At 58.6% G+C, this 21,226-nt stretch carries 18 protein-coding genes and 2 tRNA genes; 1 reads left to right on the top strand and 19 read right to left on the bottom strand.

The window, feature by feature from the left end:
- Window positions 1-67 precede the first annotated feature (67 nt).
- The 15 genes from pnp to rlmE form a co-directional block, all read right to left on the bottom strand.
- Window positions 68-2,173 (bottom strand): polyribonucleotide nucleotidyltransferase, encoded by a 2,106-nt coding sequence (gene pnp / locus Q8X48_RS15105; RefSeq protein WP_007915263.1) that lies wholly within the window; start codon window positions 2,171-2,173, stop codon window positions 68-70.
- A 206-nt stretch (window positions 2,174-2,379) separates the two neighbouring features.
- Window positions 2,380-2,649 carry a 30S ribosomal protein S15 gene (gene rpsO, locus Q8X48_RS15100; RefSeq protein WP_015093441.1) on the bottom strand — a complete coding sequence of 90 codons (270 nt, stop codon included), beginning with the start codon at window positions 2,647-2,649 and terminating at the stop codon, window positions 2,380-2,382.
- Between the two features lie 118 nt (window positions 2,650-2,767).
- Window positions 2,768-3,685 (bottom strand): tRNA pseudouridine(55) synthase TruB, encoded by a 918-nt coding sequence (truB, locus tag Q8X48_RS15095; protein WP_007973105.1) that lies wholly within the window; start codon window positions 3,683-3,685, stop codon window positions 2,768-2,770.
- A gap of 3 nt (window positions 3,686-3,688) precedes the next feature.
- Window positions 3,689-4,090 carry a 30S ribosome-binding factor RbfA gene (gene rbfA, locus Q8X48_RS15090; protein WP_008047443.1) on the bottom strand — a complete coding sequence of 134 codons (402 nt, stop codon included), beginning with the start codon at window positions 4,088-4,090 and terminating at the stop codon, window positions 3,689-3,691.
- Window positions 4,091-4,249: 159 nt separating this feature from the next.
- Window positions 4,250-6,775 carry a translation initiation factor IF-2 gene (gene infB / locus Q8X48_RS15085; RefSeq protein ID WP_007973110.1) on the bottom strand — a complete coding sequence of 842 codons (2,526 nt, stop codon included), beginning with the start codon at window positions 6,773-6,775 and terminating at the stop codon, window positions 4,250-4,252.
- A gap of 27 nt (window positions 6,776-6,802) precedes the next feature.
- Window positions 6,803-8,284 (bottom strand): transcription termination factor NusA, encoded by a 1,482-nt coding sequence (nusA, locus tag Q8X48_RS15080; RefSeq protein ID WP_007973112.1) that lies wholly within the window; start codon window positions 8,282-8,284, stop codon window positions 6,803-6,805.
- Between the two features lie 59 nt (window positions 8,285-8,343).
- A complete protein-coding gene (gene rimP / locus Q8X48_RS15075; protein ID WP_007973115.1) occupies window positions 8,344-8,802 on the bottom strand; it encodes a ribosome maturation factor RimP in 459 nt (152 codons plus the stop codon).
- A gap of 138 nt (window positions 8,803-8,940) precedes the next feature.
- Window positions 8,941-9,017, bottom strand: a tRNA-Met gene (locus Q8X48_RS15070).
- A 97-nt stretch (window positions 9,018-9,114) separates the two neighbouring features.
- A tRNA-Leu gene (locus Q8X48_RS15065) sits at window positions 9,115-9,200 on the bottom strand.
- A 22-nt stretch (window positions 9,201-9,222) separates the two neighbouring features.
- Window positions 9,223-9,606, bottom strand: a complete 384-nt coding sequence (gene secG, locus Q8X48_RS15060; RefSeq protein WP_010463489.1) for a preprotein translocase subunit SecG — start codon at window positions 9,604-9,606, stop codon at window positions 9,223-9,225.
- Between the two features lie 4 nt (window positions 9,607-9,610).
- Window positions 9,611-10,366, bottom strand: a complete 756-nt coding sequence (gene tpiA, locus Q8X48_RS15055) for a triose-phosphate isomerase (protein WP_407800831.1) — start codon at window positions 10,364-10,366, stop codon at window positions 9,611-9,613.
- A 66-nt stretch (window positions 10,367-10,432) separates the two neighbouring features.
- Window positions 10,433-11,770, bottom strand: coding sequence for a phosphoglucosamine mutase (gene glmM, locus Q8X48_RS15050; protein WP_407800830.1), 1,338 nt, complete (start codon window positions 11,768-11,770; stop codon window positions 10,433-10,435).
- A gap of 16 nt (window positions 11,771-11,786) precedes the next feature.
- The gene (gene folP / locus Q8X48_RS15045) at window positions 11,787-12,638 is read right to left on the bottom strand and encodes a dihydropteroate synthase (protein ID WP_407800829.1); all 852 of its coding nucleotides are present in this window, start codon (window positions 12,636-12,638) and stop codon (window positions 11,787-11,789) included.
- Window positions 12,639-12,646: 8 nt separating this feature from the next.
- Window positions 12,647-14,557: an ATP-dependent zinc metalloprotease FtsH gene (ftsH, locus tag Q8X48_RS15040; RefSeq protein WP_407800828.1), complete on the bottom strand. Its 1,911-nt coding sequence runs from the start codon at window positions 14,555-14,557 to the stop codon at window positions 12,647-12,649.
- Between the two features lie 199 nt (window positions 14,558-14,756).
- Complete coding sequence (gene rlmE, locus Q8X48_RS15035; protein WP_007988685.1) at window positions 14,757-15,389, bottom strand: 23S rRNA (uridine(2552)-2'-O)-methyltransferase RlmE; 633 nt, start codon at window positions 15,387-15,389, stop codon at window positions 14,757-14,759.
- A gap of 105 nt (window positions 15,390-15,494) precedes the next feature.
- Here rlmE and Q8X48_RS15030 point away from each other — a divergent pair, with 105 nt between their 5' ends.
- Complete coding sequence (locus tag Q8X48_RS15030) at window positions 15,495-15,803, top strand: YhbY family RNA-binding protein (protein ID WP_007942889.1); 309 nt, start codon at window positions 15,495-15,497, stop codon at window positions 15,801-15,803.
- Between the two features lie 9 nt (window positions 15,804-15,812).
- Here the strand turns inward: Q8X48_RS15030 and Q8X48_RS15025 are convergent, their stop codons facing one another.
- The 4 genes from Q8X48_RS15025 to carA form a co-directional block, all read right to left on the bottom strand.
- A complete protein-coding gene (locus Q8X48_RS15025) occupies window positions 15,813-16,217 on the bottom strand; it encodes an MFS transporter (protein WP_407800888.1) in 405 nt (134 codons plus the stop codon).
- A 28-nt stretch (window positions 16,218-16,245) separates the two neighbouring features.
- Window positions 16,246-16,722: a transcription elongation factor GreA gene (gene greA, locus Q8X48_RS15020; RefSeq protein WP_032829443.1), complete on the bottom strand. Its 477-nt coding sequence runs from the start codon at window positions 16,720-16,722 to the stop codon at window positions 16,246-16,248.
- Between the two features lie 2 nt (window positions 16,723-16,724).
- Window positions 16,725-19,946, bottom strand: coding sequence for a carbamoyl-phosphate synthase large subunit (gene carB, locus Q8X48_RS15015; protein WP_015093434.1), 3,222 nt, complete (start codon window positions 19,944-19,946; stop codon window positions 16,725-16,727).
- A gap of 117 nt (window positions 19,947-20,063) precedes the next feature.
- Window positions 20,064-21,200, bottom strand: coding sequence for a glutamine-hydrolyzing carbamoyl-phosphate synthase small subunit (gene carA / locus Q8X48_RS15010; protein ID WP_095965946.1), 1,137 nt, complete (start codon window positions 21,198-21,200; stop codon window positions 20,064-20,066).
- Between the last annotated feature and the right edge of the window lie 26 nt (window positions 21,201-21,226).

Raw genomic sequence — 21,226 nt, 5'->3', positions numbered from 1 at the left:
AAATGCCCCGCCGTTTTCACGGCGGGGCATTTTTTACAACGCTGAAGCGGTCAGGCGTAAGGCGCGATTAAACGCCCGAAGCCTTGGCTGCTGCCACGTCTTTGATGGACAGCTTGATACGGCCGCGGTTGTCCACGTCCAGTACCAGCACTTCCACTTCCTGGCCTTCTTTCAGGATGTCGGTCACTTTCTCTACGCGAGCGTCGCTCAGCATGGAGATGTGAACCAGACCATCCTTGCCTGGCAGGATGTTGACGAATGCGCCGAAGTCGACGATGCGCTCAACCTTGCCCACGTAGATCTTGCCGATCTCGGCTTCAGCGGTGATACCCAGAACGCGCTGACGTGCAGCTTCAGCCGCTTCCTTGGTTTCGCCGAAGATCTTGATCGAACCGTCGTCTTCGATGTCGATCGAAGCCTTGGTTTCTTCGCAGATCGCACGGATGGTCGCGCCGCCTTTACCGATGACATCACGGATCTTGTCGGTGTCGATCTTCATCGCGATCATGGTCGGAGCGTTGGCCGACAGTTCGGTACGCGACTGGCCGATGATCTGGTTCATCTGGCCGAGGATGTTCAGGCGCGCTTCCAGGGCTTGCCCCAGAGCGATCTCCATGATTTCTTCGGTGATGCCCTTGATCTTGATGTCCATCTGCAGCGCGGTGACGCCTTTGGCGGTACCGGCTACCTTGAAGTCCATGTCGCCCAGGTGGTCTTCGTCACCCAGGATGTCGGTCAGGACGGCGAACTTCTCGCCTTCTTTAACCAGACCCATGGCGATACCGGCAACTGGTGCCTTCATCGGCACACCGGCGTCCATCAGGGCCAGGGAAGCGCCGCAAACGGAAGCCATCGAGCTCGAACCGTTGGATTCGGTGATTTCCGACACTACACGGATGGTGTACGGGAACACGTCAGCGGCAGGCAGCATGGCCGAAACCGAACGACGGGCCAGACGGCCGTGACCGATTTCACGACGACCAGCACCACCCATGCGACCACACTCGCCCACCGAGAACGGAGGGAAGTTGTAGTGCAGCATGAACGGGTCTTTTTTCTCGCCTTCCAGGGTATCGAGCAGCTGTGCATCACGGGCAGTACCCAGAGTTGCAACGACCAGAGCCTGGGTTTCGCCACGGGTGAACAGGGCCGAACCGTGGGTTTTTGGCAGAACACCGACTTCGATGTTCAACGGACGTACGGTCTTGGTGTCGCGACCGTCGATACGTGGCTTGCCGTTTACGATGTTTTCGCGAACGGTGCGGTATTCGATTTCGCCGAAAGCCGCTTTGACTTCGCTGGAAGAAGGCTGGCCTTCTTCACCGGACAGCTTGGCAACGACCTGGTCCTTCAGCTCGCCCAGGCGAGCGTAACGGTCGGCCTTGACGGTGATGGTGTAGGCCTGGGAGATCGCTTCGCCGAACTCGGCACGGATAGCGCCCAGCAGTTCGGTGGCTTCTGGCGCAGGAGCCCAGGTCCAGGTTGGCTTGGCAGCTTCGGCAGCCAGTTCTTTGACCGCGTTGATCACAACCTGGAACTCGTCGTGAGCAAACAGTACCGCGCCCAGCATCTGGTCTTCGGTCAGCTCTTTGGCTTCCGATTCAACCATCAGCACGGCGTCCGAAGTACCGGCAACGACCATGTCCAGGCTCGAAGCAGCTTGCTGCTCGTAAGTCGGGTTCAGCAGGTAGCCGGTGCTTTCGTGGAAAGCAACGCGGGCAGCGCCGATCGGGCCATCGAAAGGAATGCCGGAGATCGCCAGGGCAGCCGAGGTACCGATCATCGCAGCGATGTCCGGATCGGTCTTCTTGCTGGTGGAAACGACGGTGCAGACAACCTGCACTTCGTTCATGAAGCCTTCAGGGAACAGCGGACGGATCGGACGGTCGATCAGTCGGGAAGTCAGGGTTTCTTTCTCGGAAGGACGGCCTTCGCGCTTGAAGAAACCGCCAGGGATCTTGCCGGCAGCGTAAGTCTTTTCCTGGTAGTGAACAGACAGAGGGAAGAAGCCCTTGCCTGGATCGGCTTGCTTGGCACCGACTACGGTCACCAATACGCTGACGTCGTCGTCAACGGTGACCAATACTGCGCCGGAGGCCTGACGGGCGATGCGGCCAGTCTCGAGGGTAACGGTCGACTGACCGAACTGGAATTTTTTGATTACCGGGTTCACGGTGTCCTACCTTCTTTGTGGCTCTTGGGGGAACTGGTTTCTTGCGAAATTCTTGGGCAATGTCGGGAATCGGCCCGAGCGGTTTGTCCAGGTGTTACTCAGGCAAAGCAGGTATCCAGATAAAACTTGAGGCTGGGAGCCTGCCATGCGCCGGCGGGAAACCCGCTGGTGCACGACAGACAACCAACCTCTAGCGCAATCGCTTATTAGCGACGCAGACCCAGGCGACCGATCAGAGTCTGATAGCGACCCAGATCCTTGCCTTTCAGGTAGTCCAGCAGCTTACGACGCTGGTTAACCATGCGGATCAGACCACGACGGGAGTGGTGGTCTTTACCGTTGGCCTTGAAGTGACCTTGCAGCTTGTTGATGTTGGCGGTCAGCAGTGCAACTTGCACTTCTGGCGAACCAGTGTCACCAACAGCTTGCTGGTAGTCAGCAACGATTTGAGCTTTTTCTTGAACGTCGAGAGCCATGAGGCAATCCTTTTATCAGGAAACTGTTTGTCGAAAAACAGTTTCAACAGGCCAGGGACAAATCCCTGTATCTAAAAATGAGTAGTGACCGTGCCTGTTAACAGCCACCCTCGTTCGGTCATTCTGACCGAATCAGTCGACGCGGCGCGATGCGCCCGTCTTCGCTCACTTCACCGATACCGATGAAGCGACCATTGTGATCCTGTACCCGCACCATGCCGAACTTCGGAGCATCCGGGGCACGTACCGGCTGGCCGTTGAGCCAGTAGAACGCACTTGCTTCCGAGAACTGCAACAGTGGCCAATCCAGCAGGCCGCTGTCCGATGGCATCAGGAAGCGATCGACCGCTTCGTTGCCGCCTTCGGCATGTACCGCTTCCAGCTCTTCGAGAGTAACCGTCTGCGCCAGGGTGAATGGCCCGGCCTGGGTACGTCGCAGTTCTGCAACGTAAGCGCCACAACCGAGTTGCTCACCAATATCCTCCACCAGGGTACGGATATAGGTGCCTTTGCTGCAATCCACCGCCAGCCGCGCAGTATCTCCTTCGAAGGCCAGCAATTCCAAGCGCGTAATAGTAACAGAACGCGGTTCGCGCTCCACTACTTCGCCTGCACGAGCCAGCTTGTACAGCGGCTGGCCATCACGCTTGAGCGCCGAGTACATCGGCGGTATCTGACTGATTTGCCCACGAAATTTCGGCAGTACAGCCTCGATATCGGAGCGACCAACGGTCACCGGGCGCTCCTGCAAAACTTCACCTTCGGCATCCGCCGTGGTGGTGGTCTTGCCCAGTTGCGCCAGGGTTTCGTAACCCTTGTCGGAGTCGAGCAGGTATTGCGAGAACTTGGTGGCTTCGCCGAAGCACAGCGGCAACACGCCGGAGGCCAAGGGATCGAGACTGCCGGTATGACCTGCCTTTTCGGCGTTCAGCAACCAGCGAACCTTCTGCAAGGCCGCGTTGGAGGTGAACCCCAGCGGCTTGTCGAGAAGGATAATGCCGCTGACGTTGCGACGGATACGTTTGACCTGAGCCACCGATTACTCCTTGGTGTCTTCGGCTTCTGCCGTAACCGGATGCTGATTGTCTTCAGCCACTGCGCGCTCGATCAATGCCGACAGATGCGCACCACGCACGACGCTTTCGTCGTAGTGGAAGTGCAGCTGTGGAACGCTGCGCAGCTTCATCTCGCGAGCCAGCTGCATGCGCAGGAAACCGGCGGCGGAGTTCAGCACCTTGATGCTTTGTGCGATTTCTTCGGCGCTGTCCTGCCCCATCACGGTGATGAAGATCTTGGCGTGACCGACGTCACGGCTGACTTCCACTGCGGTAATGGTGACCAGGCCGACGCGCGGATCTTTGACTTCACGACGGATCAGTTGTGCCAGCTCACGCTGCATCTGATCGCCGATACGTTGGGTACGGCTGTATTCTTTTGCCATGTCTTGTTACCTGTTACTGCCACACGGTGAAACCCGTGGGGTCTGAAAGCGGCAAACGCCCGGCCTGACAAAAGCCAGACCGGGCGTTGCGTTTAGAGTCCTGGTGACGAATTGCGCATTTGCATGCGGCTCCCCGTCACGGCTCCTGAAGTGCGCGAGTTAGAGGCTGCGAGCAACCTGCACCTTCTCAAAGACTTCGATCTTGTCACCGACCTTGACGTCGTTGTAGCTCTTCACGCCGATACCGCATTCCATGCCGGCACGTACTTCGGAAGCGTCATCCTTGAAGCGGCGCAGGGATTCCAGCTCGCCTTCGAAGATAACGATGTCTTCACGCAGTACACGGATTGGACGGTTACGGTGCACAACACCTTCGATAACCATGCAACCGGCGATCGCGCCAAACTTCGGCGAGCGGAACACGTCACGCACTTCGGCGATGCCAAGGATGTTCTCGCGAACATCGCTGCCGAGCATACCGGTCAAGGCTTTCTTGACGTCTTCGATGATGTCGTAGATCACGTTGTAGTAACGCATATCCAGACCTTCCTGCTCGACGATCTTGCGCGCGCCGGCATCGGCACGCACGTTGAAGCCGAACAGTACAGCGTTGGAGGCCAGTGCCAGGTTGGCATCGGATTCGGTGATACCACCGACGCCGCCACCGACCACACGCACTTGCACTTCGTCGTTACCCAGGCCGTTCAAGGCGCCGTTCAACGCTTCGAGCGAACCACGGACGTCGGATTTGAGGACGATGTTGAGCGTCTTCTTCTCTTCCTGACCCATGCTTTCGAAGATGTTTTCCAGCTTGCCGGCGTGAGCGCGAGCCAGTTTGACTTCGCGGAACTTGCCTTGACGGAACAGAGCCACTTCACGGGCTTTCTTCTCGTCGGCAACCACGCTCATCTCGTCGCCAGCGTCCGGGGTACCGTCCAGGCCGAGAATCTCGACAGGGATGGCCGGACCGGCTTCCTTGATTGGCTTGCCGTTCTCGTCGAGCATGGCGCGAACGCGACCATAGTTCGAACCGACCAGGACCATGTCGCCCTGACGCAGGGTACCGTCTTGAACCAACACGGTAGCCACCGGGCCACGGCCCTTGTCCAGGCGGGATTCAACCACGACACCACGGCCAGGAGCCGATGGGGTTGCAGTCAGTTCCAGGACTTCGGCTTGCAGCAGAACGGCTTCGAGCAGTTCGTCTACACCGGTACCCATCTTCGCCGAAACCGGTACGAATGGAGTGTCGCCACCCCACTCTTCCGAGGTCACGCCGTGTACCGACAGTTCGCTACGGATGCGATCGAGGTCAGCGCCTGGCTTGTCGATCTTGTTCACAGCGACAACCAGCGGAACGCCAGCAGCCTGAGCATGCTGAACAGCTTCGATGGTTTGCGGCATTACGCCGTCGTCCGCTGCAACCACGAGGATCACGATGTCGGTCGCCTTGGCACCACGGGCACGCATCGCGGTAAACGCGGCGTGACCAGGGGTGTCGAGGAACGTCACCATGCCACGGTCGGTTTCAACGTGGTACGCACCGATGTGCTGGGTGATGCCGCCGGCTTCGCCAGCTGCAACCTTGGCACGACGGATGTAGTCGAGCAGGGAAGTCTTACCGTGGTCAACGTGGCCCATTACGGTCACGACGGGTGCACGGGAAACAGCCTCGCCTTCAAACTTCAGGGACTCGGCCAGGGAATCTTCCAGGGCGGTGTCGCTGACCAGGGTCACTTTGTGGCCCAGCTCTTCGGCAACCAGTTGGGCAGTTTCCTGATCCAGTACCTGGTTGATGGTCGCTGGAGTACCCAGTTTGAACATGAACTTGATGATTTCAGCAGCCTTGACCGACATCTGCTGGGCCAGATCGCCCACAGTGATGGTCTCGCCGATCTTCACTTCGCGCACGACAGGGCCGGTCGGGCTCTGGAAACCGTGGGCGTTGCGCTTCTTCAGCTTGGCCTTGCCGCGACCACCACGACGGAAGCCATCGCTTTCTTCGTCGGTAGTACGTGGGGCAACGCGTGGCGCTGGCGCCTTTTCCTTGACCGAAGCACGATGCGGAGCGTTTTTGCGCTCGCCATCGCCACCACCGCGACGATTGTTGTCGTCGGCACGTGGTTTGTCCGGACGACGCTGTTCGTCGCGCTTGCGAGTGTCTGCAGCAGGTGCCGGAGCAGCGGCCACAACCGGTGCGCTTTCACGCACCGGCTCGGCTACCACAGCAGGCGCTGCAACAGGTTCGGCTGGAGCGGTCGGCGCAGCAGCAGGCTGGCGACGCGCTTCTTCTTCGGCGCGACGCTTGGCTTCTTCTTCAGCCTTCTGACGTGCAGCATTTTCTACTGCGCGACGTTCATCCAGTTCACGCTTGCGCTCGGCTTCGATTTCTTCCGGGCTGCGCTGTACGAAGACTTTCTTCTTGCGTACTTCAACGCTGATGCTTTTGCTGCCGGCAACCCGCAGGGTGCTGGTGGTTTTACGCTGCAGCGTAATCTTGCGTGGTTCTTCCACTTTCGCCTTGTGGCTGCTTTTCAAGTGAGTCAGCAACGATTGCTTCTCACTGTCAGTCACACTTTCTTCGGCGGCGGTGTGCGGCAGACCTGCCTCACGCATCTGCTGCAACAGGCGCTCTACCGGTGTTTTGACCTCATCGGCCAGTTGTTTCACCGTGACTTGCGTCATGCACTTCTCTCCTCAGGCCGCGCCTAATTACTCGAACCAGTGGGCTCGGGCGGCCATGATCAACTTGCCGGCACGATCATCGTCAATGCCGTCGATGTCGAGCAGGTCGTCAATAGACTGCTCGGCCAGGTCTTCGCGGGTAACTACGCCGCGCACCGCCAGTTCCATCGCCAAATCCTTGTCCATACCCTCAAGCGAGAGCAGGTCTTCGGCCGGATGGGCGTCTGCCAGCTTTTCCTCAGTAGCGATGGCTTTGGTCAACAAGCGATCCTTGGCACGAGCGCGAAGCTCGTTGACGATTTCCTCGTCAAAGCCGTCGATGTTGAGCATTTCTTCCAGCGGTACGTAGGCAATCTCTTCCAGGCTGGTGAAGCCTTCATCTACCAGCACCTGAGCCAGTTCTTCGTCGACTTCCAGCTCGTCGATGAAGTTGCGCAGGATGTCGCCGGTTTCTGCTTGCTGCTTAGCCTGGATGTCCGATTCGGTCATCACGTTCAGGGTCCAGCCAGTCAACTGGCTGGCCAGACGCACGTTCTGACCACCGCGACCAATGGCCTGAGCCAGATTGTCTGCGCCAACGGCGATGTCCATTGCATGGGCATCTTCGTCAACGATAATTGCCGCAACCTCGGCCGGGGACATGGCGTTGATCACGAACTGAGCCGGGTTGTCGTCCCACAGAACGATGTCAACACGCTCACCGCCCAACTCACCCGACACTGCCTGGACGCGCGAACCGCGCATACCGATGCAAGCGCCTTGCGGGTCGATGCGTTTGTCCTTGGAGCGGACGGCGATCTTGGCGCGGGATCCCGGATCACGGGACGCAGCCATCACTTCGATCAGGCCTTCGGCAATTTCCGGCACTTCGATGCGGAACAACTCGATCAGCATTTCCGGCGCGGTACGCGACAGGATCAGCTGCGGGCCGCGGTTCTCGGTGCGGATTTCCTTGAGCAGCGCACGCAGACGCACGCCAACCCGGAAAGTTTCGCGAGAAATGATGTCTTCACGGGCCAGCAACGCTTCGGCGTTGTTGCCCAGATCAACGATCACGTTGTCGCGGGTGACTTTTTTCACGGTGCCGGAGATGATTTCACCCAGGCGCTCGCGATAAGCGTCAACAACCTGAGCTCGCTCGGCTTCGCGAACTTTCTGCACGATGACTTGTTTGGCAGTCTGTGCAGCAATGCGGCCGAATTCGATGGACTCGATTTTCTCTTCGACAACGTCACCGACCTTGGCGCCAGGGTGCGTTTCGGCAACCTTGCTCGGCCAGGTTTCGATGGCCGGATCGTCCAGGTCTGCCTCTTCGACGACCGTCCAGCGACGGAAAGTCTCGTAGGCACCCGTGTGGCGATTGATTTCCACACGCAGATCAACTTCGTCTTCGAAACGCTTTTTGGTCGCAGTGGCCAGGGCCAGCTCCAGCGCTTCAAAAATCACGTTTGCCGGTACACCCTTTTCGTTGGATACCGACTCAACAACCAGCAGTACTTCTTTGCTCATCGTACGCCTCGCCTTTCGCAAGCCATTGGATCCGCGGGATCCGCAGTATCTGGCACGCCTCAGTCAAAACTGGGAATAATGTTGGCCTTGTCGATCATATCGATCGGCAACAGGAACTCATGGTCTTCTACCTGCACCACGACATCCTGCTCTTCTACGCCGCGCAGAAGGCCCTGAAAGTTGCGTCGTCCTTCAAAAGGCGAGCGCAGCTTGATCTTCACTTGTTCACCGGCAAATTTTGCAAACTGCTCAAGAGTGAACAGAGGGCGTTCCATGCCAGGCGAGGAAACTTCAAGGGTGTATTCAACGGAAATTGGATCTTCAACATCCAGCACACCGCTGATCTGACGGCTGACGATGGCACAATCGTCCACCAGCACGCCGCCCTCTTTATCGATATAAACGCGCAACATCGAGTGACGACCCTGAGCCGAAAACTCGATACCCCAGCATTCATAGCCTAGGGCCACGACCACCGGGGCCAGCAAGGCCTGCAACTCTTCTAGCTTGCTCGACACCTGAACCCCCTAGTGCATGTATGTGCATGCTATGCAAAATAAAAAAATGGGCGAAACGCCCATCCTTGAAACGCCGTCGAACAGCGGCGTAGAAAGTGTCCAGCTAACAAAAAGCCCCTTAAAAGGGGCTCCTTAAACTGGTTGCGGGGGCCGGATTTGAACCGACGACCTTCGGGTTATGAGCCCGACGAGCTACCAGACTGCTCCACCCCGCGACAAAGCTGGGGCGGAAGTATACGACCGATCCCCTACAGGGTCAATGTAACCTTCCACCTGCAAGAAAGCCCGCAACAGCGGGCTCTCCTGACTAATTGGTACCGAGAAGGGGACTCGAACCCCTACACCCTATGGGCACAACCACCTCAAGGTTGCGTGTCTACCAATTCCACCACCTCGGCAATACTACGTTTGAAACCCTTCTTACTTCTGCTCTTGAGCTGGAGGTACGTCAGTCGCTGGAGTAGCCGACTTTTGCTCTTGAAGCACCGGGACATCATCAGAAGCCGGTTGTTGCTTTGGAACTTCCAGTACCGCTGGATTTGGGAGACCTACCTGAGTCAGCTGTTGAGCCTTCTCTTTAGCAAAGTAACCTAACCCCAAGCTGGTTATGAAAAAACCTGCGGCAAGTATAGCAGTAAACTTACTAAGAAAGGTAGAGGAACCTTGGCTTCCGAACACAGTATTTGAAGCACCTGCTCCGAAAGACGCACCAGCGTCCGCACCTTTACCCTGCTGCAGCAAAACCAGAGCTACTACGCCCAATGCACCCAGCAGATGAAAAACGACTACGACTGTTTCCAGCATTTTTTCAGTTTCCCGCGGCGCGACAAATCGCACCGAACTCATCTGCATTCAGGGAAGCCCCACCAATGAGGCCCCCATCGATATCCGGCATGCCGAACAGTTCGACCGCATTGGCCGCCTTCACGCTGCCGCCGTATAGAAGCCGCACACCTTGTGCGACTTCAGAATTCTCTGCCGCCAACTGGGCGCGAATGGCTGCGTGCACATCCTGCGCCTGTTGTGGCGTTGCAGTCAGCCCGGTGCCAATGGCCCAGACCGGCTCATAAGCGATCACCGCCCTGGCAAAGGCACCGACACCCAGCTCCTCAATGATACTGCCCAGCTGACGCGAGACAACCTCAAGAGTCTTTCCGGCTTCACGCTGCTCAAGGGTTTCCCCTATGCACAACACCGGAATCAAGCCACACGCCTGTGCCGCTGCGAACTTGCGGATCAGCATTCCGTCCTGCTCGCCCATGATCTGGCGGCGCTCGGAGTGCCCGACAAGCACCAGGGAACAACCTGCATCCACCAACTGACTCGGTGCAACTTCACCAGTCAACGCACCTTGCCCGGACTCCACCGCAGAATTCTGCGCGCCGACCGAAATCGACTTTCCTTTCAGGCCATCAATCACTTGATTGATATGCAGAAAAGGCGGGAATACCGCGACATCAACACCGCTCGGCAAGGCCAAGTCACGAAGGCCGTTGATCAGCTCAGCGACGCTGGCGCGGGTACCGTGCATCTTCCAGTTACCAGCTACCATAGGGCGACGCATGCTGTACCTCGTCGGTCAAAGTGGGCGCAGATGTTACCCAACACAATCAAGGCTGGCAAGCCGAATTCAGGCAGAAACTTCAGTAACCAGTTTTGCCAGCTCTTCGGCATAGCCGCGAACCAGGGTTTCGTCTTCGCCTTCGACCATCACACGCACCAGCGGTTCGGTTCCGGACTTGCGCAACAGCACTCGCCCACGCCCCGCCATCGCCTGGGTCACACGCTCGCTGGCCTCCTTGACCGATGGATGCTCAAGGGGGTTTGCACCACCGCCGAAGCGAACATTGATCAGTACCTGAGGGCACTTGCGCAGCGCCTGACGAGCCTGCGCCAGACTTTCATCCCGCGTGCTCAGCGCGATCAGCACCTGCAGCGCGGCAATGATTGCATCACCCGTGGTGGTGTGACTGAAGCACACGATGTGTCCGGAGTTTTCACCACCCACGATCCAGTTGCGCTCCAGCAATTCGGCAATCACATAGCGGTCACCGACATTGGCACGCACGAAGGGAACACCGAGGTCAGCCAGGGCCAGTTCCAGCCCCAGGTTACTCATCAGGGTTCCGACTACGCCGCCCTGCAGCTTGTCGCGCTCATGCAGGTCGCGGGCAATGATGAACAGCAACTCGTCGCCATCGACCACAGCCCCCGTGTGGTCGACCATCTGAACGCGATCGCCGTCACCATCGAAGGCGATGCCCAGATCGGCATGCTCAGCCACGACGGCAGCCTGCAGCGGCCCCATGTGGGTCGAACCGCAATTGTCGTTGATGTTCAACCCGTTCGGCTGCGCCGACAGTACGACGACTTCCGCGCCCAGCTCACGGAACACACTCGGCGCCACTTTATAAGTCGCACCGTGAGCGCAGTCGATCACGATCTTCAGGCCAGTGAAGCTGGTGCCGGTGGGCACGCTGCTCTTGCAGAATTCGATATAGCGCCCCGACGCATCGTTGATTCGCGACACCTTGCCGATCTTGCTCGACTCCACCACGGTCATTCGCGTATCGAGCAACTCTTCGATCATCAGCTCAACCTCATCCGGAAGCTTGGTGCCTTTGCCGGAGAAGAACTTGATGCCGTTGTCATCATGCGGATTGTGCGACGCACTGATCACGATACCGGCCTCGGCATGAAAGGTGCGCGTCAGGTAGGCGATCGCCGGGGTCGGCATTGGTCCAAGGAGCATCACATCGGCACCTGCGGAGGTAAGCCCCGCCTCAAGTGCGGACTCGAACATGTAGCCGGAGATCCGGGTGTCCTTGCCTACCAATACCTTGCAGGCGCCCATCTTGCGGAACGCCATGCCGGCAGCCCAGCCGAGCTTGAGCATGAAATCAGGAGTAATCGGGTATTCACCGACACGCCCACGAATACCATCGGTGCCAAAATATTTTTTGCTCATAAGTGCTCCATCATTCTTATTCGGCTGATTCCACTGCGGCGATCATCCGCACCACATCCACTGTTTCGGCTACATCATGGACGCGCAATATACGCGCACCTTTCGCCGAAGCCAGCGCCGCGAGCGCCAAACCGCCATACAGCCGGTCTCCCACCGGACGATTCAATGCCTGACCAATCATGCTCTTTCGCGAAACCCCGACCAACAGGGGCCGCCCCAGCGCATGCAGGGCTTCCATATGTTTGAACAAGCTCAGATTGTGCTGCAAGGTCTTGGCGAAACCAAAGCCGGGGTCAAGAATGATCCGCTCAGCTGGAATACCCGCCAATGAACACTGAACCATGCGCTCGGCGAGAAACTCACCGACTTCCCTTGTAACGTCCTGATACTGCGGATTGTCCTGCATATCGCCTGGCTCGCCCAGCATATGCATCAGGCAAACCGGCAGACCAGTGGCCGCCGCAGCATCCAGCGCACCATCGCGACGCAACGAACGTACGTCATTGATCAACCCGGCACCCAGACGCGCAGTTTCACGCATGACGGCTGGCGTTGAGGTATCGACCGAGATGATGACGTCCAGCTCGCGAGCAATGCGCTCGACAATCGGCGCTACGCGCTCCAGCTCCTCCAGCGGCGACACCGCCCTGGCACCAGGACGGGTGGATTCGCCACCGACATCGATCAGCGTCGCGCCAGCCGCCACCATGGCCTCGGCGTGGCGCATGGCCGCGTCGAGCTGGCTGTATTGACCACCATCGGAGAACGAATCTGGAGTGACATTGAGGATACCCATGACATGCGTCTGGGCCAAATCAAGAACCCGGTTGCCGCAAGGCAACCGGGTCGAGGACTGAACAGAAGTCATTTCAAACCTTATACGTCAGCAGCAGGACCGCCGATCGGTGTTTCCGGACGCTCATCCTGTACCACCGGCGGGGTGCCGGAAGTACCCGTGCCACCCGACCAGTCGCGTGGCTCGCGAGGCGTACGACCCGCCATGATGTCGTCGATCTGCTCGGCATCGATGGTTTCGTACTTCATCAAGGCATCAGCCATGGCATCGAGCTTGTCACGGTTGTCAGTGAGGATCTGCTTCGCCGTGCCATAGCACTGATCGATGATGCTGCGCACTTCGGAGTCGATCAGCTTGGCTGTATCACCGGAGAAGCTTGCACTTTGACCGCCACCGCCGCGACCGAGGAACACTTCACCCTCTTCTTCGGCATACATCAACGGGCCGAGTTTTTCCGAAAGCCCCCACTTGGTCACCATGTTCCGCGCAATCTGGCTGGCACGCATGATGTCGTTGGAAGCACCGGTGGTCACGCCATCGAAGCCCAGGGTCATTTCTTCAGCGATACGACCGCCATACAACGAGCAGATCTGGCTGATCAATGCACGCTTGGACAGACTGTAACGATCCTCTTCCGGCAGGAACATGGTCACACCCAACGCACGACCGCGCGGGATGATCGACACCTTGTACACCGGATCATGCTCAGGCACGACGCGCCCCACAATGGCGTGGCCCGCTTCGTGATAAGCCGTGTTCTGCTTTTCTTTCTCGGACATGACCATGGACTTGCGCTCGGCGCCCATCATGATCTTGTCTTTCGCCAGTTCGAACTCTTTCATTTCGACGATGCGCTTGCCAGCACGGGCAGCGAACAGCGATGCCTCGTTCACCAGGTTGGCCAGATCGGCACCGGAGAAGCCCGGGGTACCACGTGCGATCACGGCCGGAGCAACATCGTCACCCATTGGCACTTTGCGCATGTGAACCTTGAGAATCTGTTCGCGGCCACGAATGTCCGGCAGACCGACCACAACCTGACGGTCGAAACGGCCTGGACGCAGCAACGCAGGGTCCAGCACGTCAGGACGGTTGGTCGCGGCAATCACGATGATGCCGTCATTCATTTCGAAGCCGTCCATCTCGACCAGCAACTGGTTGAGTGTCTGCTCGCGTTCGTCGTGGCCACCACCCATGCCAGCGCCACGATGGCGACCGACCGCATCGATTTCATCGATGAAGATGATGCATGGAGCGTGTTTCTTGGCCTGTTCGAACATGTCGCGAACACGGCTGGCACCCACACCGACGAACATCTCGACGAAGTCGGAGCCGGAAATGGTGAAGAAAGGTACTTTGGCTTCGCCGGCGATAGCCTTGGCGAGCAGGGTCTTACCGGTACCCGGAGGACCGACCATCAGCACACCGCGAGGAATGCGGCCACCCAGGCGCTGGAACTTGCCCGGATCGCGCAGGAACTCGACCAGCTCACCAACTTCTTCCTTGGCTTCGTCGCAACCGGCAACGTCAGCCAGGGTAGTTTTCACCTGATCCTCGGAGAGCAGGCGCGCCTTGCTCTTGCCAAAGCTCATCGGCCCGCCCTTGCCACCGGCACCGCCCTGCATCTGCCGCATGAAGAACATGAACACGGCGATGATCACCAGGATCGGGAAGCTGGCGACCAGGAGCTGGGTCCAGATGCTTTGCTGCTCAGGCTGCTTGCCTTCGACCACGACGTGGTTGTCCACCAGGTCGCCGATCAGGCCGTTGTCCTGGATTGCCGGGCGAATGGTCTTGAAGCTGTCGCCATCGTTGCGCTTGCCGGTAATCACGTAGCCATCAACCGCCACGCGCTCGACCTTGCCATCCTTGACCTGCTGGATGAAGTCGGAATAGTTGAGGGTCTGCGGCTCGTTAGGGCTGGAGAAGTTGTTCATCACCGTCACCAGGACAGCCGCGATGATCAACCACAGGATCAGATTCTTTGCCATATCGTTCAATTAACTACCCTCTGAAGCAAGCTCCGCTACTGGCGCGCGCTTCGCATGATATTCACCGGCCTAACTTACTACATTACCTACAACTTGGCAGGCGCCGTCTGTAACCCTTTGTGAAACACTTCCTACACAATATTCGCTAATTCTGACAAGGCGTAATACAAAAATCCTATCACCTCGATCGAAAATTCACTCATTCCTCACTGCGACCGCGGAAGCCGCGACCCAGCAGGTACTGCTCGCGAGAGCGGTCGCGCGACGAGGTCGGCTTGCGCATCTGCACCTTCTCGAACTGCTGGCGAACGCTCTTGTGGAATTCGTCGAAACCTTCGCCCTGGAAGATCTTGATCAAAAAATCACCACCGGGCTTGAGCACCCGCGTCGACAGATCCAGTGCCAATTCGCACAGGAACATCGCGCGCGGCATATCAACGGCCGGTAATCCACTCATATTGGGGGCCATGTCGGAAATCACAAGGTCTACTTCTTTATTTCCGACCGCGTCGAGGATCTGGGCCAGCACGGCATCCTCGGTAAAGTCGCCTTGAATAAAGGTGACGTCGGGGATGCTGTCCATTTCAAGAATGTCAGAAGCGATCAGTGTGCCCTGCCCGCCAATCAGACGACTGGTCACCTGCGACCAGCCACCCGGAGCCGCACCCAGGTCGATTACGCTCATGCCTGGGCGGATCAAACGGTCCTTTTCCTGGATCTCCAGCAGTTTGTAGCTGGCGCGGGAACGGTACCCGTCTTTCTGTGCCATTTTGACGAATGGGTCGTTGAAATGTTCTTGCAGCCACTTAAGGCTTGTCTTGGAACGGGCCACGGGATACCTCGGAATTAAAACGGGTCGTGATTAACTGGGCGGTCCCGGACTCGCTCGGGTAAACTGGCCGCCGCTTTTTACAAGATCAGACGCAGGGGTCAGATTATGCCGCTCACTCAAGAGCAGAAGAAACAGTACAAATCCATTGGCCACCATCTGAAACCGGTTTTGATTGTGGCAGACAATGGTTTGACTGAAGGTGTGTTAGCCGAACTCGAACGCGCTTTGGCGGATCACGAGCTGATCAAGATCAAGCTCAACATCCTCGATCGCGAATCGCGCCTGGCGTCCATTGCAGAGCTCTGCAAGGTCGGCAAAGCGGATCTGGTTCAGGTCATCGGCAAGATGGCGCTGATCTACCGCAAGAACTTCAGCGTCAACAAGCAGCTGTCGAACGTCCATCGCTTCAAGTGATGGCAAGGGTCAAGGGTGTGCTTCGCGCACCCTGCCACTCCATCCCGGCACCGGCTGCAACACCAGCACCAGCCCGGAAAAGCCCAGAACAAGATAGCTGAACGCCTGCCAACGCAGCGCATCCGGCCAACCGAAGCGCACCACGAAGTACATCGCGCACGCATACAGTGCCATCAACAGCAGTTGCCCACGTATATCCCGCCATAGACTGACAAGGCCCTCGGCCTTAATCAGCACCAAAGCCTGAAAAATCAAACACGCCGTAGCGAATCCCACTACCAACGCATTGAGCGTGCCTGCAATTTCGTCGATCAGCAGCGGCGCCAGGCCAATTCGGCCCAGCACCGGCAACAGACCAACTTGCAACAGCCACAAGCCACCGACCCACAACATCTGGGTCAGTTGCCAAAGCATGGCGCCCGCACGAAACGGGCGCCGGCCTTCAGACGTGGCGAACTTCGACAATCTCGTACTCGATAACACCGCCAGGCGTTTTCACAGCGACCACATCACCCTCTTCCTTGGCAATCAAGGCGCGAGCGATCGGCGAACCGACGGAAATCTTGCCCAGCTTGATGTCAGCCTCGTCCTCACCAACGATCTGGTAAGTCACGCTTTCATCGGTTTCGACGTTGGCGATTTCGACGGTGGTGCCGAAAATCACCTTGCCGGTGTGAGGAATGGTCGTCACATCGATGATCACCGCGTTCTGCATGCGGCCTTCGATGTCACGGATCCGCGCCTCGACCATACCCTGCTGCTCGCGGGCAGCGTGGTATTCGGCGTTTTCCTTCAAGTCACCCAACTCGCGGGCCGTACCGATGTCCTGGCTGAGCTTCGGACGAACGACCTTGGTCAGGTGAGTGTGCTCTTCTTCCAGGGCGCGAGCGCCCTGAACGGTCATTGGGTACTTCGTTATGCTCATGCCTTCAATCCTGCGTGTAGATCCTGCAAGCGGCGCACGGTCTTCTCGGGACCGAACTTCAGCGCTTCGCAGATGGCTTCGCCAGCAGCAATGGTGGTGGTGCAGTAAATCTTGTGCTGCAGGGCATTACGACGAATGGAGTACGAATCAGCGATCGACTGACGACCTTCGGTGGTGTTGATGATCAGCGTGACTTCGTCATTCTTGATCATGTCGACCACGTGCGGACGACCCTCGGTCACCTTGTTCACACGGCGCACTTTCAGGCCTGCAGCCTCGATCAGCTTGGCAGTCCCGGCAGTGGCAACCACTTCGAAGCCCAAGTTGATCAGATCACGGGCCACGCCCGCAACCAGTGGCTTGTCGTCGTCACGTACGCTGATGAACGCAGTACCGCCGGTCGGCAACACTTCGCTGGCACCCATCTGGGCCTTGGCGAACGCTTCACCGAAGGTGTCGCCCACGCCCATCACTTCACCGGTCGACTTCATCTCTGGACCGAGGATCGGGTCAACACCAGGGAATTTGGCGAAAGGGAACACCGCCTCTTTCACGCTGTAGAAGTTCGGGATGATTTCCTTGGTGAAACCCAGCTCTTTCAGGGTTTTACCGGCCATCACGCGCGCCGCGATCATCGCCAGGGAAACACCGATGCACTTGGACACGAACGGCACGGTACGGGAAGCACGCGGGTTGACTTCGATGACGTAGATGTCTTCGCCTTGCAGCGCCAACTGAACGTTCATCAGGCCGACCACGCCCAGTTCCAGGGCCATTTTCTTGACCTGTTCGCGCATCTCGTCCTGGATGTGCGCCGGCAGCGAGTACGGCGGCAGCGAGCACGCGGAGTCACCGGAGTGAACACCGGCCTGCTCGATGTGCTGCATGATCGCGCCGATTACCACATCTTTGCCGTCGCAGACCGCATCCACGTCCATCTCGATGGCGCAGTTGAGGAAGTGATCCAGCAGCACCGGGCTGTCGTTGGACACTTGAACCGCTTCACGCAGGTAGCGTTTGAGTTCTTCTTCTTCGTAGACGATTTCCATCGCACGACCGCCCAGTACGTAGGACGGGCGCACCACCAGCGGGTAACCGATCTTGGCGGCGGCACGAATGGCTTCGTCTTCGCTGCGCACGGTGGCGTTTGGCGGCTGACGCAGGTTCAGGCGCTGAACCATTTGCTGGAAGCGCTCGCGGTCTTCGGCGCGGTCGATGGCGTCAGGGCTGGTGCCGATGATCGGCACGCCAGCAGCTTCCAGGGCGCGGGCCAGTTTCAGCGGGGTCTGGCCGCCGTACTGGACGATCACGCCCTTTGGTTTCTCGACGCGAACGATTTCCAGCACGTCTTCCAGGGTCACTGGCTCGAAGTACAGGCGATCGGAGGTGTCGTAGTCGGTGGAAACGGTTTCCGGGTTGCAGTTGACCATGATGGTCTCGTAACCGTCATCGCGCAGGGCCAGTGCCGCGTGTACGCAGCAGTAGTCGAACTCGATGCCCTGGCCGATACGGTTCGGACCGCCGCCCAGGATCATGATCTTGTCGCGACCCGATGGCGCCGCTTCGCACTCTTCTTCGTACGTCGAGTACAGGTAAGCGGTGTCGGTGGCGAACTCGGCAGCGCAGGTGTCGACGCGCTTGTAGACCGGGAAGATTTCCAGCTTGTGACGATGGGCACGCAGGGCCTTCTCGGTCACACCCAGCAGCTTGGCCAGGCGCATGTCGGAGAAGCCTTTGCGCTTGAGGCGGAACATCAGGTCACGGTCGATGCTGGTCAGCCCCAGGGTCTTGACCTTCTCTTCGTCCTTGATCAGGTCTTCCATCTGCACCAGGAACCAAGGATCGATCATGGTCATGCCGAAGATGTCTTCAACACTCATGCCGGCGCGCATGGCGTCCGCCACGTACCAGATACGCTCGGCGCCCGGCACGGTCAGCTCGCGCTTGAGCACGCTCATGCTTTCCGGGTTGCTCAGATCAACCTTCTCGTCCAGGCCGCAAACACCGACTTCCAGGCCGCGCAGGGCTTTCTGCAGGGATTCCTGGAAGGTACGGCCGATGGCCATGACTTCACCCACCGACTTCATTTGGGTGGTCAGGCGCGCGTCAGCCTTGGAGAACTTCTCGAAGGCGAAACGTGGCAGCTTGGTCACGACGTAGTCGATGGACGGTTCGAAAGACGCCGGGGTCTTGCCGCCAGTGATGTCGTTCGACAGCTCGTCGAGGGTGTAGCCCACAGCCAGCTTGGCCGCGACCTTGGCGATCGGGAAGCCGGTGGCTTTCGAAGCCAGCGCCGAGGAACGGGATACGCGCGGGTTCATTTCGATCACGACCATGCGACCGGTGTTCGGGCAGATACCGAACTGAACGTTGGAGCCACCGGTTTCCACGCCGATCTCGCGCAGCACCGCCAGGGAGGCGTTACGCAGGATCTGGTATTCCTTGTCGGTCAGGGTCTGTGCCGGAGCCACGGTGATCGAGTCACCGGTGTGCACGCCCATCGGGTCGAAGTTTTCGATGGAGCAGACGATGATGCAGTTGTCCTTCTTATCGCGGACAACCTCCATCTCGTATTCTTTCCAGCCAATCAGCGATTCGTCGATCAGCAGCTCTTTGGTTGGCGACAGGTCCAGACCACGGGCGCAGATTTCTTCGAACTCTTCACGGTTGTAAGCGATACCGCCACCGGTGCCGCCCATGGTGAAGGACGGACGGATGATGCACGGGAAGCCGAGCTTCTCGAGGACCGCGTTGGCCTCTTCCATGCTGTGGGCGATACCGGAACGCGGGCACGCCAGGCCGATGGACTTCATCGCCTTGTCGAAACGCGAACGGTCTTCAGCCTTGTCGATGGTATCGGCGTTGGCACCGATCATCTCTACGCCGAACTTCTCCAGAACGCCTTCGCGCTCCAGGTCCAGGGCGCAGTTCAGGGCGGTCTGGCCACCCATGGTCGGCAGCAGCGCGTCCGGACGTTCTTTCTCGATGATCTTGGCAACAGTCTGCCACTTGATCGGCTCGATGTAGGTGGCGTCGGCCATGGCCGGGTCGGTCATGATGGTGGCCGGGTTGGAGTTCACCAGGATGACGCGGTAACCCTCCTCGCGCAGGGCTTTACAGGCCTGGGCGCCGGAGTAGTCGAATTCGCAGGCCTGGCCGATCACGATCGGGCCAGCGCCGAGAATCAGGATGCTTTTAATGTCTGTACGTTTTGGCATGGGTTTGTCACTCAAATCCGCAGGTCAGTCGGCAAGCCGTCTTGTTCAATCTCTGAAGACTTGAGGGGGCCGCCGATGCGGGACCACCCTCAAGCTTTGCTACATCATGGCGAGCGATCAGCGTCGCTTGGCCATCTCGTTGATGAAGCGATCGAACAATGGCGCCACGTCGTTCGGGCCAGGGCTGGCTTCCGGGTGACCCTGGAAGCTGAAGGCGCTCTTGTCGGTACGCTCGATCCCTTGCAGGGTGCCGTCGAACAGCGATTTGTGGATCGCGCGAACGTTGGCCGGCAGGGTGGCTTCGTCCACGGCAAAACCGTGGTTCTGGCTGGTGATCATCACCACACCGGTGTCCAGGTCCTGGACCGGGTGGTTGGCACCGTGGTGACCGTGACCCATTTTCAGGGTCTTGGCACCGGAGGCCAGGGCCAGCAGTTGGTGACCGAGGCAGATACCGAAGACCGGGATCTCGGTTTCCAGCACGTCCTTGATCGCCTGGATCGCGTAGTCGCATGGCTCCGGATCACCAGGGCCGTTGGACAGGAACACGCCGTCCGGCTTCAGCGCCAGCACATCGGCAGCAGGGGTTTGCGCCGGCACCACGGTCACGCGGCAACCGCGCTCGACCAGCATGCGCAGGATGTTCACCTTGACGCCGTAGTCGTAGGCAACCACGTGGTACGGCAGTTCGGAAGCCTCGATGGTCGCGTGGCTGTCGGTTTTCAGATCCCAGACAGTCGAACGCCATTCGTAGCTGTCCTTGGTGCTGACAACCTTCGCCAGATCCATGCCTTTCAGACCAGGAAAACCCTGGGCGGCGGCGATGGCGGCTTCTTCGGAAATGTTGTCACCGGCCATGATGCAGCCGTTCTGCGCGCCTTTTTCACGCAGGATGCGCGTCAGGCGGCGGGTGTCGATACCGGCGATGGCTACAACGTTGTTGGCCTTCAGGTAATCGGACAGGGACATCGTGTTACGCCAGTTGCTCGCCACCAGAGGCAGATCACGGATGACCAGGCCAGCGGACCAGACGCGGTTGGACTCGGCGTCTTCCGGCGTGGTGCCGGTGTTGCCGATGTGCGGGTAAGTCAGGGTAACGATCTGTTGGGCGTAGGAAGGATCGGTAAGGATTTCCTGATAGCCGGTCATTGCGGTGTTGAACACCACCTCACCAACGGTCTGACCGTCGGCTCCAATGGCTTCGCCGCGAAAAATGCTGCCATCAGCAAGGGCGAGTATGGCTGGCTTAGTCAAGAAGACCTCCCGTAAATAAAGCCTGA

The sequence above is a fragment of the Pseudomonas sp. QLc11A genome, assembly GCF_052112305.1.
In the GTDB taxonomy this organism is placed as follows: Bacteria; Pseudomonadota; Gammaproteobacteria; order Pseudomonadales; family Pseudomonadaceae; genus Aquipseudomonas; species Aquipseudomonas laurylsulfatiphila.
Note: the sequence above shows the minus strand (reverse complement) of the source record. Positions and strands in the feature narration are given on the sequence as shown.

Bases quoted from the DNA above. Each gene is read 5' to 3' on its own strand.
- ftsH (WP_407800828.1), bottom strand. From the start codon at position 14,557: ATGGCAAAGAATCTGATCCTGTGGTTGATCATCGCGGCTGTCCTGGTG.
- Q8X48_RS15030 (WP_007942889.1), top strand. From the start codon at position 15,495: ATGCCGCTCACTCAAGAGCAGAAGAAACAGTACAAATCCATTGGCCAC.
- folP (WP_407800829.1), bottom strand. From the start codon at position 12,638: ATGACTTCTGTTCAGTCCTCGACCCGGTTGCCTTGCGGCAACCGGGTT.
- rpsO (WP_015093441.1), bottom strand. From the start codon at position 2,649: ATGGCTCTCGACGTTCAAGAAAAAGCTCAAATCGTTGCTGACTACCAG.
- secG (WP_010463489.1), bottom strand. From the start codon at position 9,606: ATGCTGGAAACAGTCGTAGTCGTTTTTCATCTGCTGGGTGCATTGGGC.
- carB (WP_015093434.1), bottom strand. From the start codon at position 19,946: ATGCCAAAACGTACAGACATTAAAAGCATCCTGATTCTCGGCGCTGGC.
- rbfA (WP_008047443.1), bottom strand. From the start codon at position 4,090: ATGGCAAAAGAATACAGCCGTACCCAACGTATCGGCGATCAGATGCAG.
- infB (WP_007973110.1), bottom strand. From the start codon at position 6,775: ATGACGCAAGTCACGGTGAAACAACTGGCCGATGAGGTCAAAACACCG.
- nusA (WP_007973112.1), bottom strand. From the start codon at position 8,284: ATGAGCAAAGAAGTACTGCTGGTTGTTGAGTCGGTATCCAACGAAAAG.
- tpiA (WP_407800831.1), bottom strand. From the start codon at position 10,366: ATGCGTCGCCCTATGGTAGCTGGTAACTGGAAGATGCACGGTACCCGC.
- glmM (WP_407800830.1), bottom strand. From the start codon at position 11,770: ATGAGCAAAAAATATTTTGGCACCGATGGTATTCGTGGGCGTGTCGGT.
- Q8X48_RS15025 (WP_407800888.1), bottom strand. From the start codon at position 16,217: ATGCTTTGGCAACTGACCCAGATGTTGTGGGTCGGTGGCTTGTGGCTG.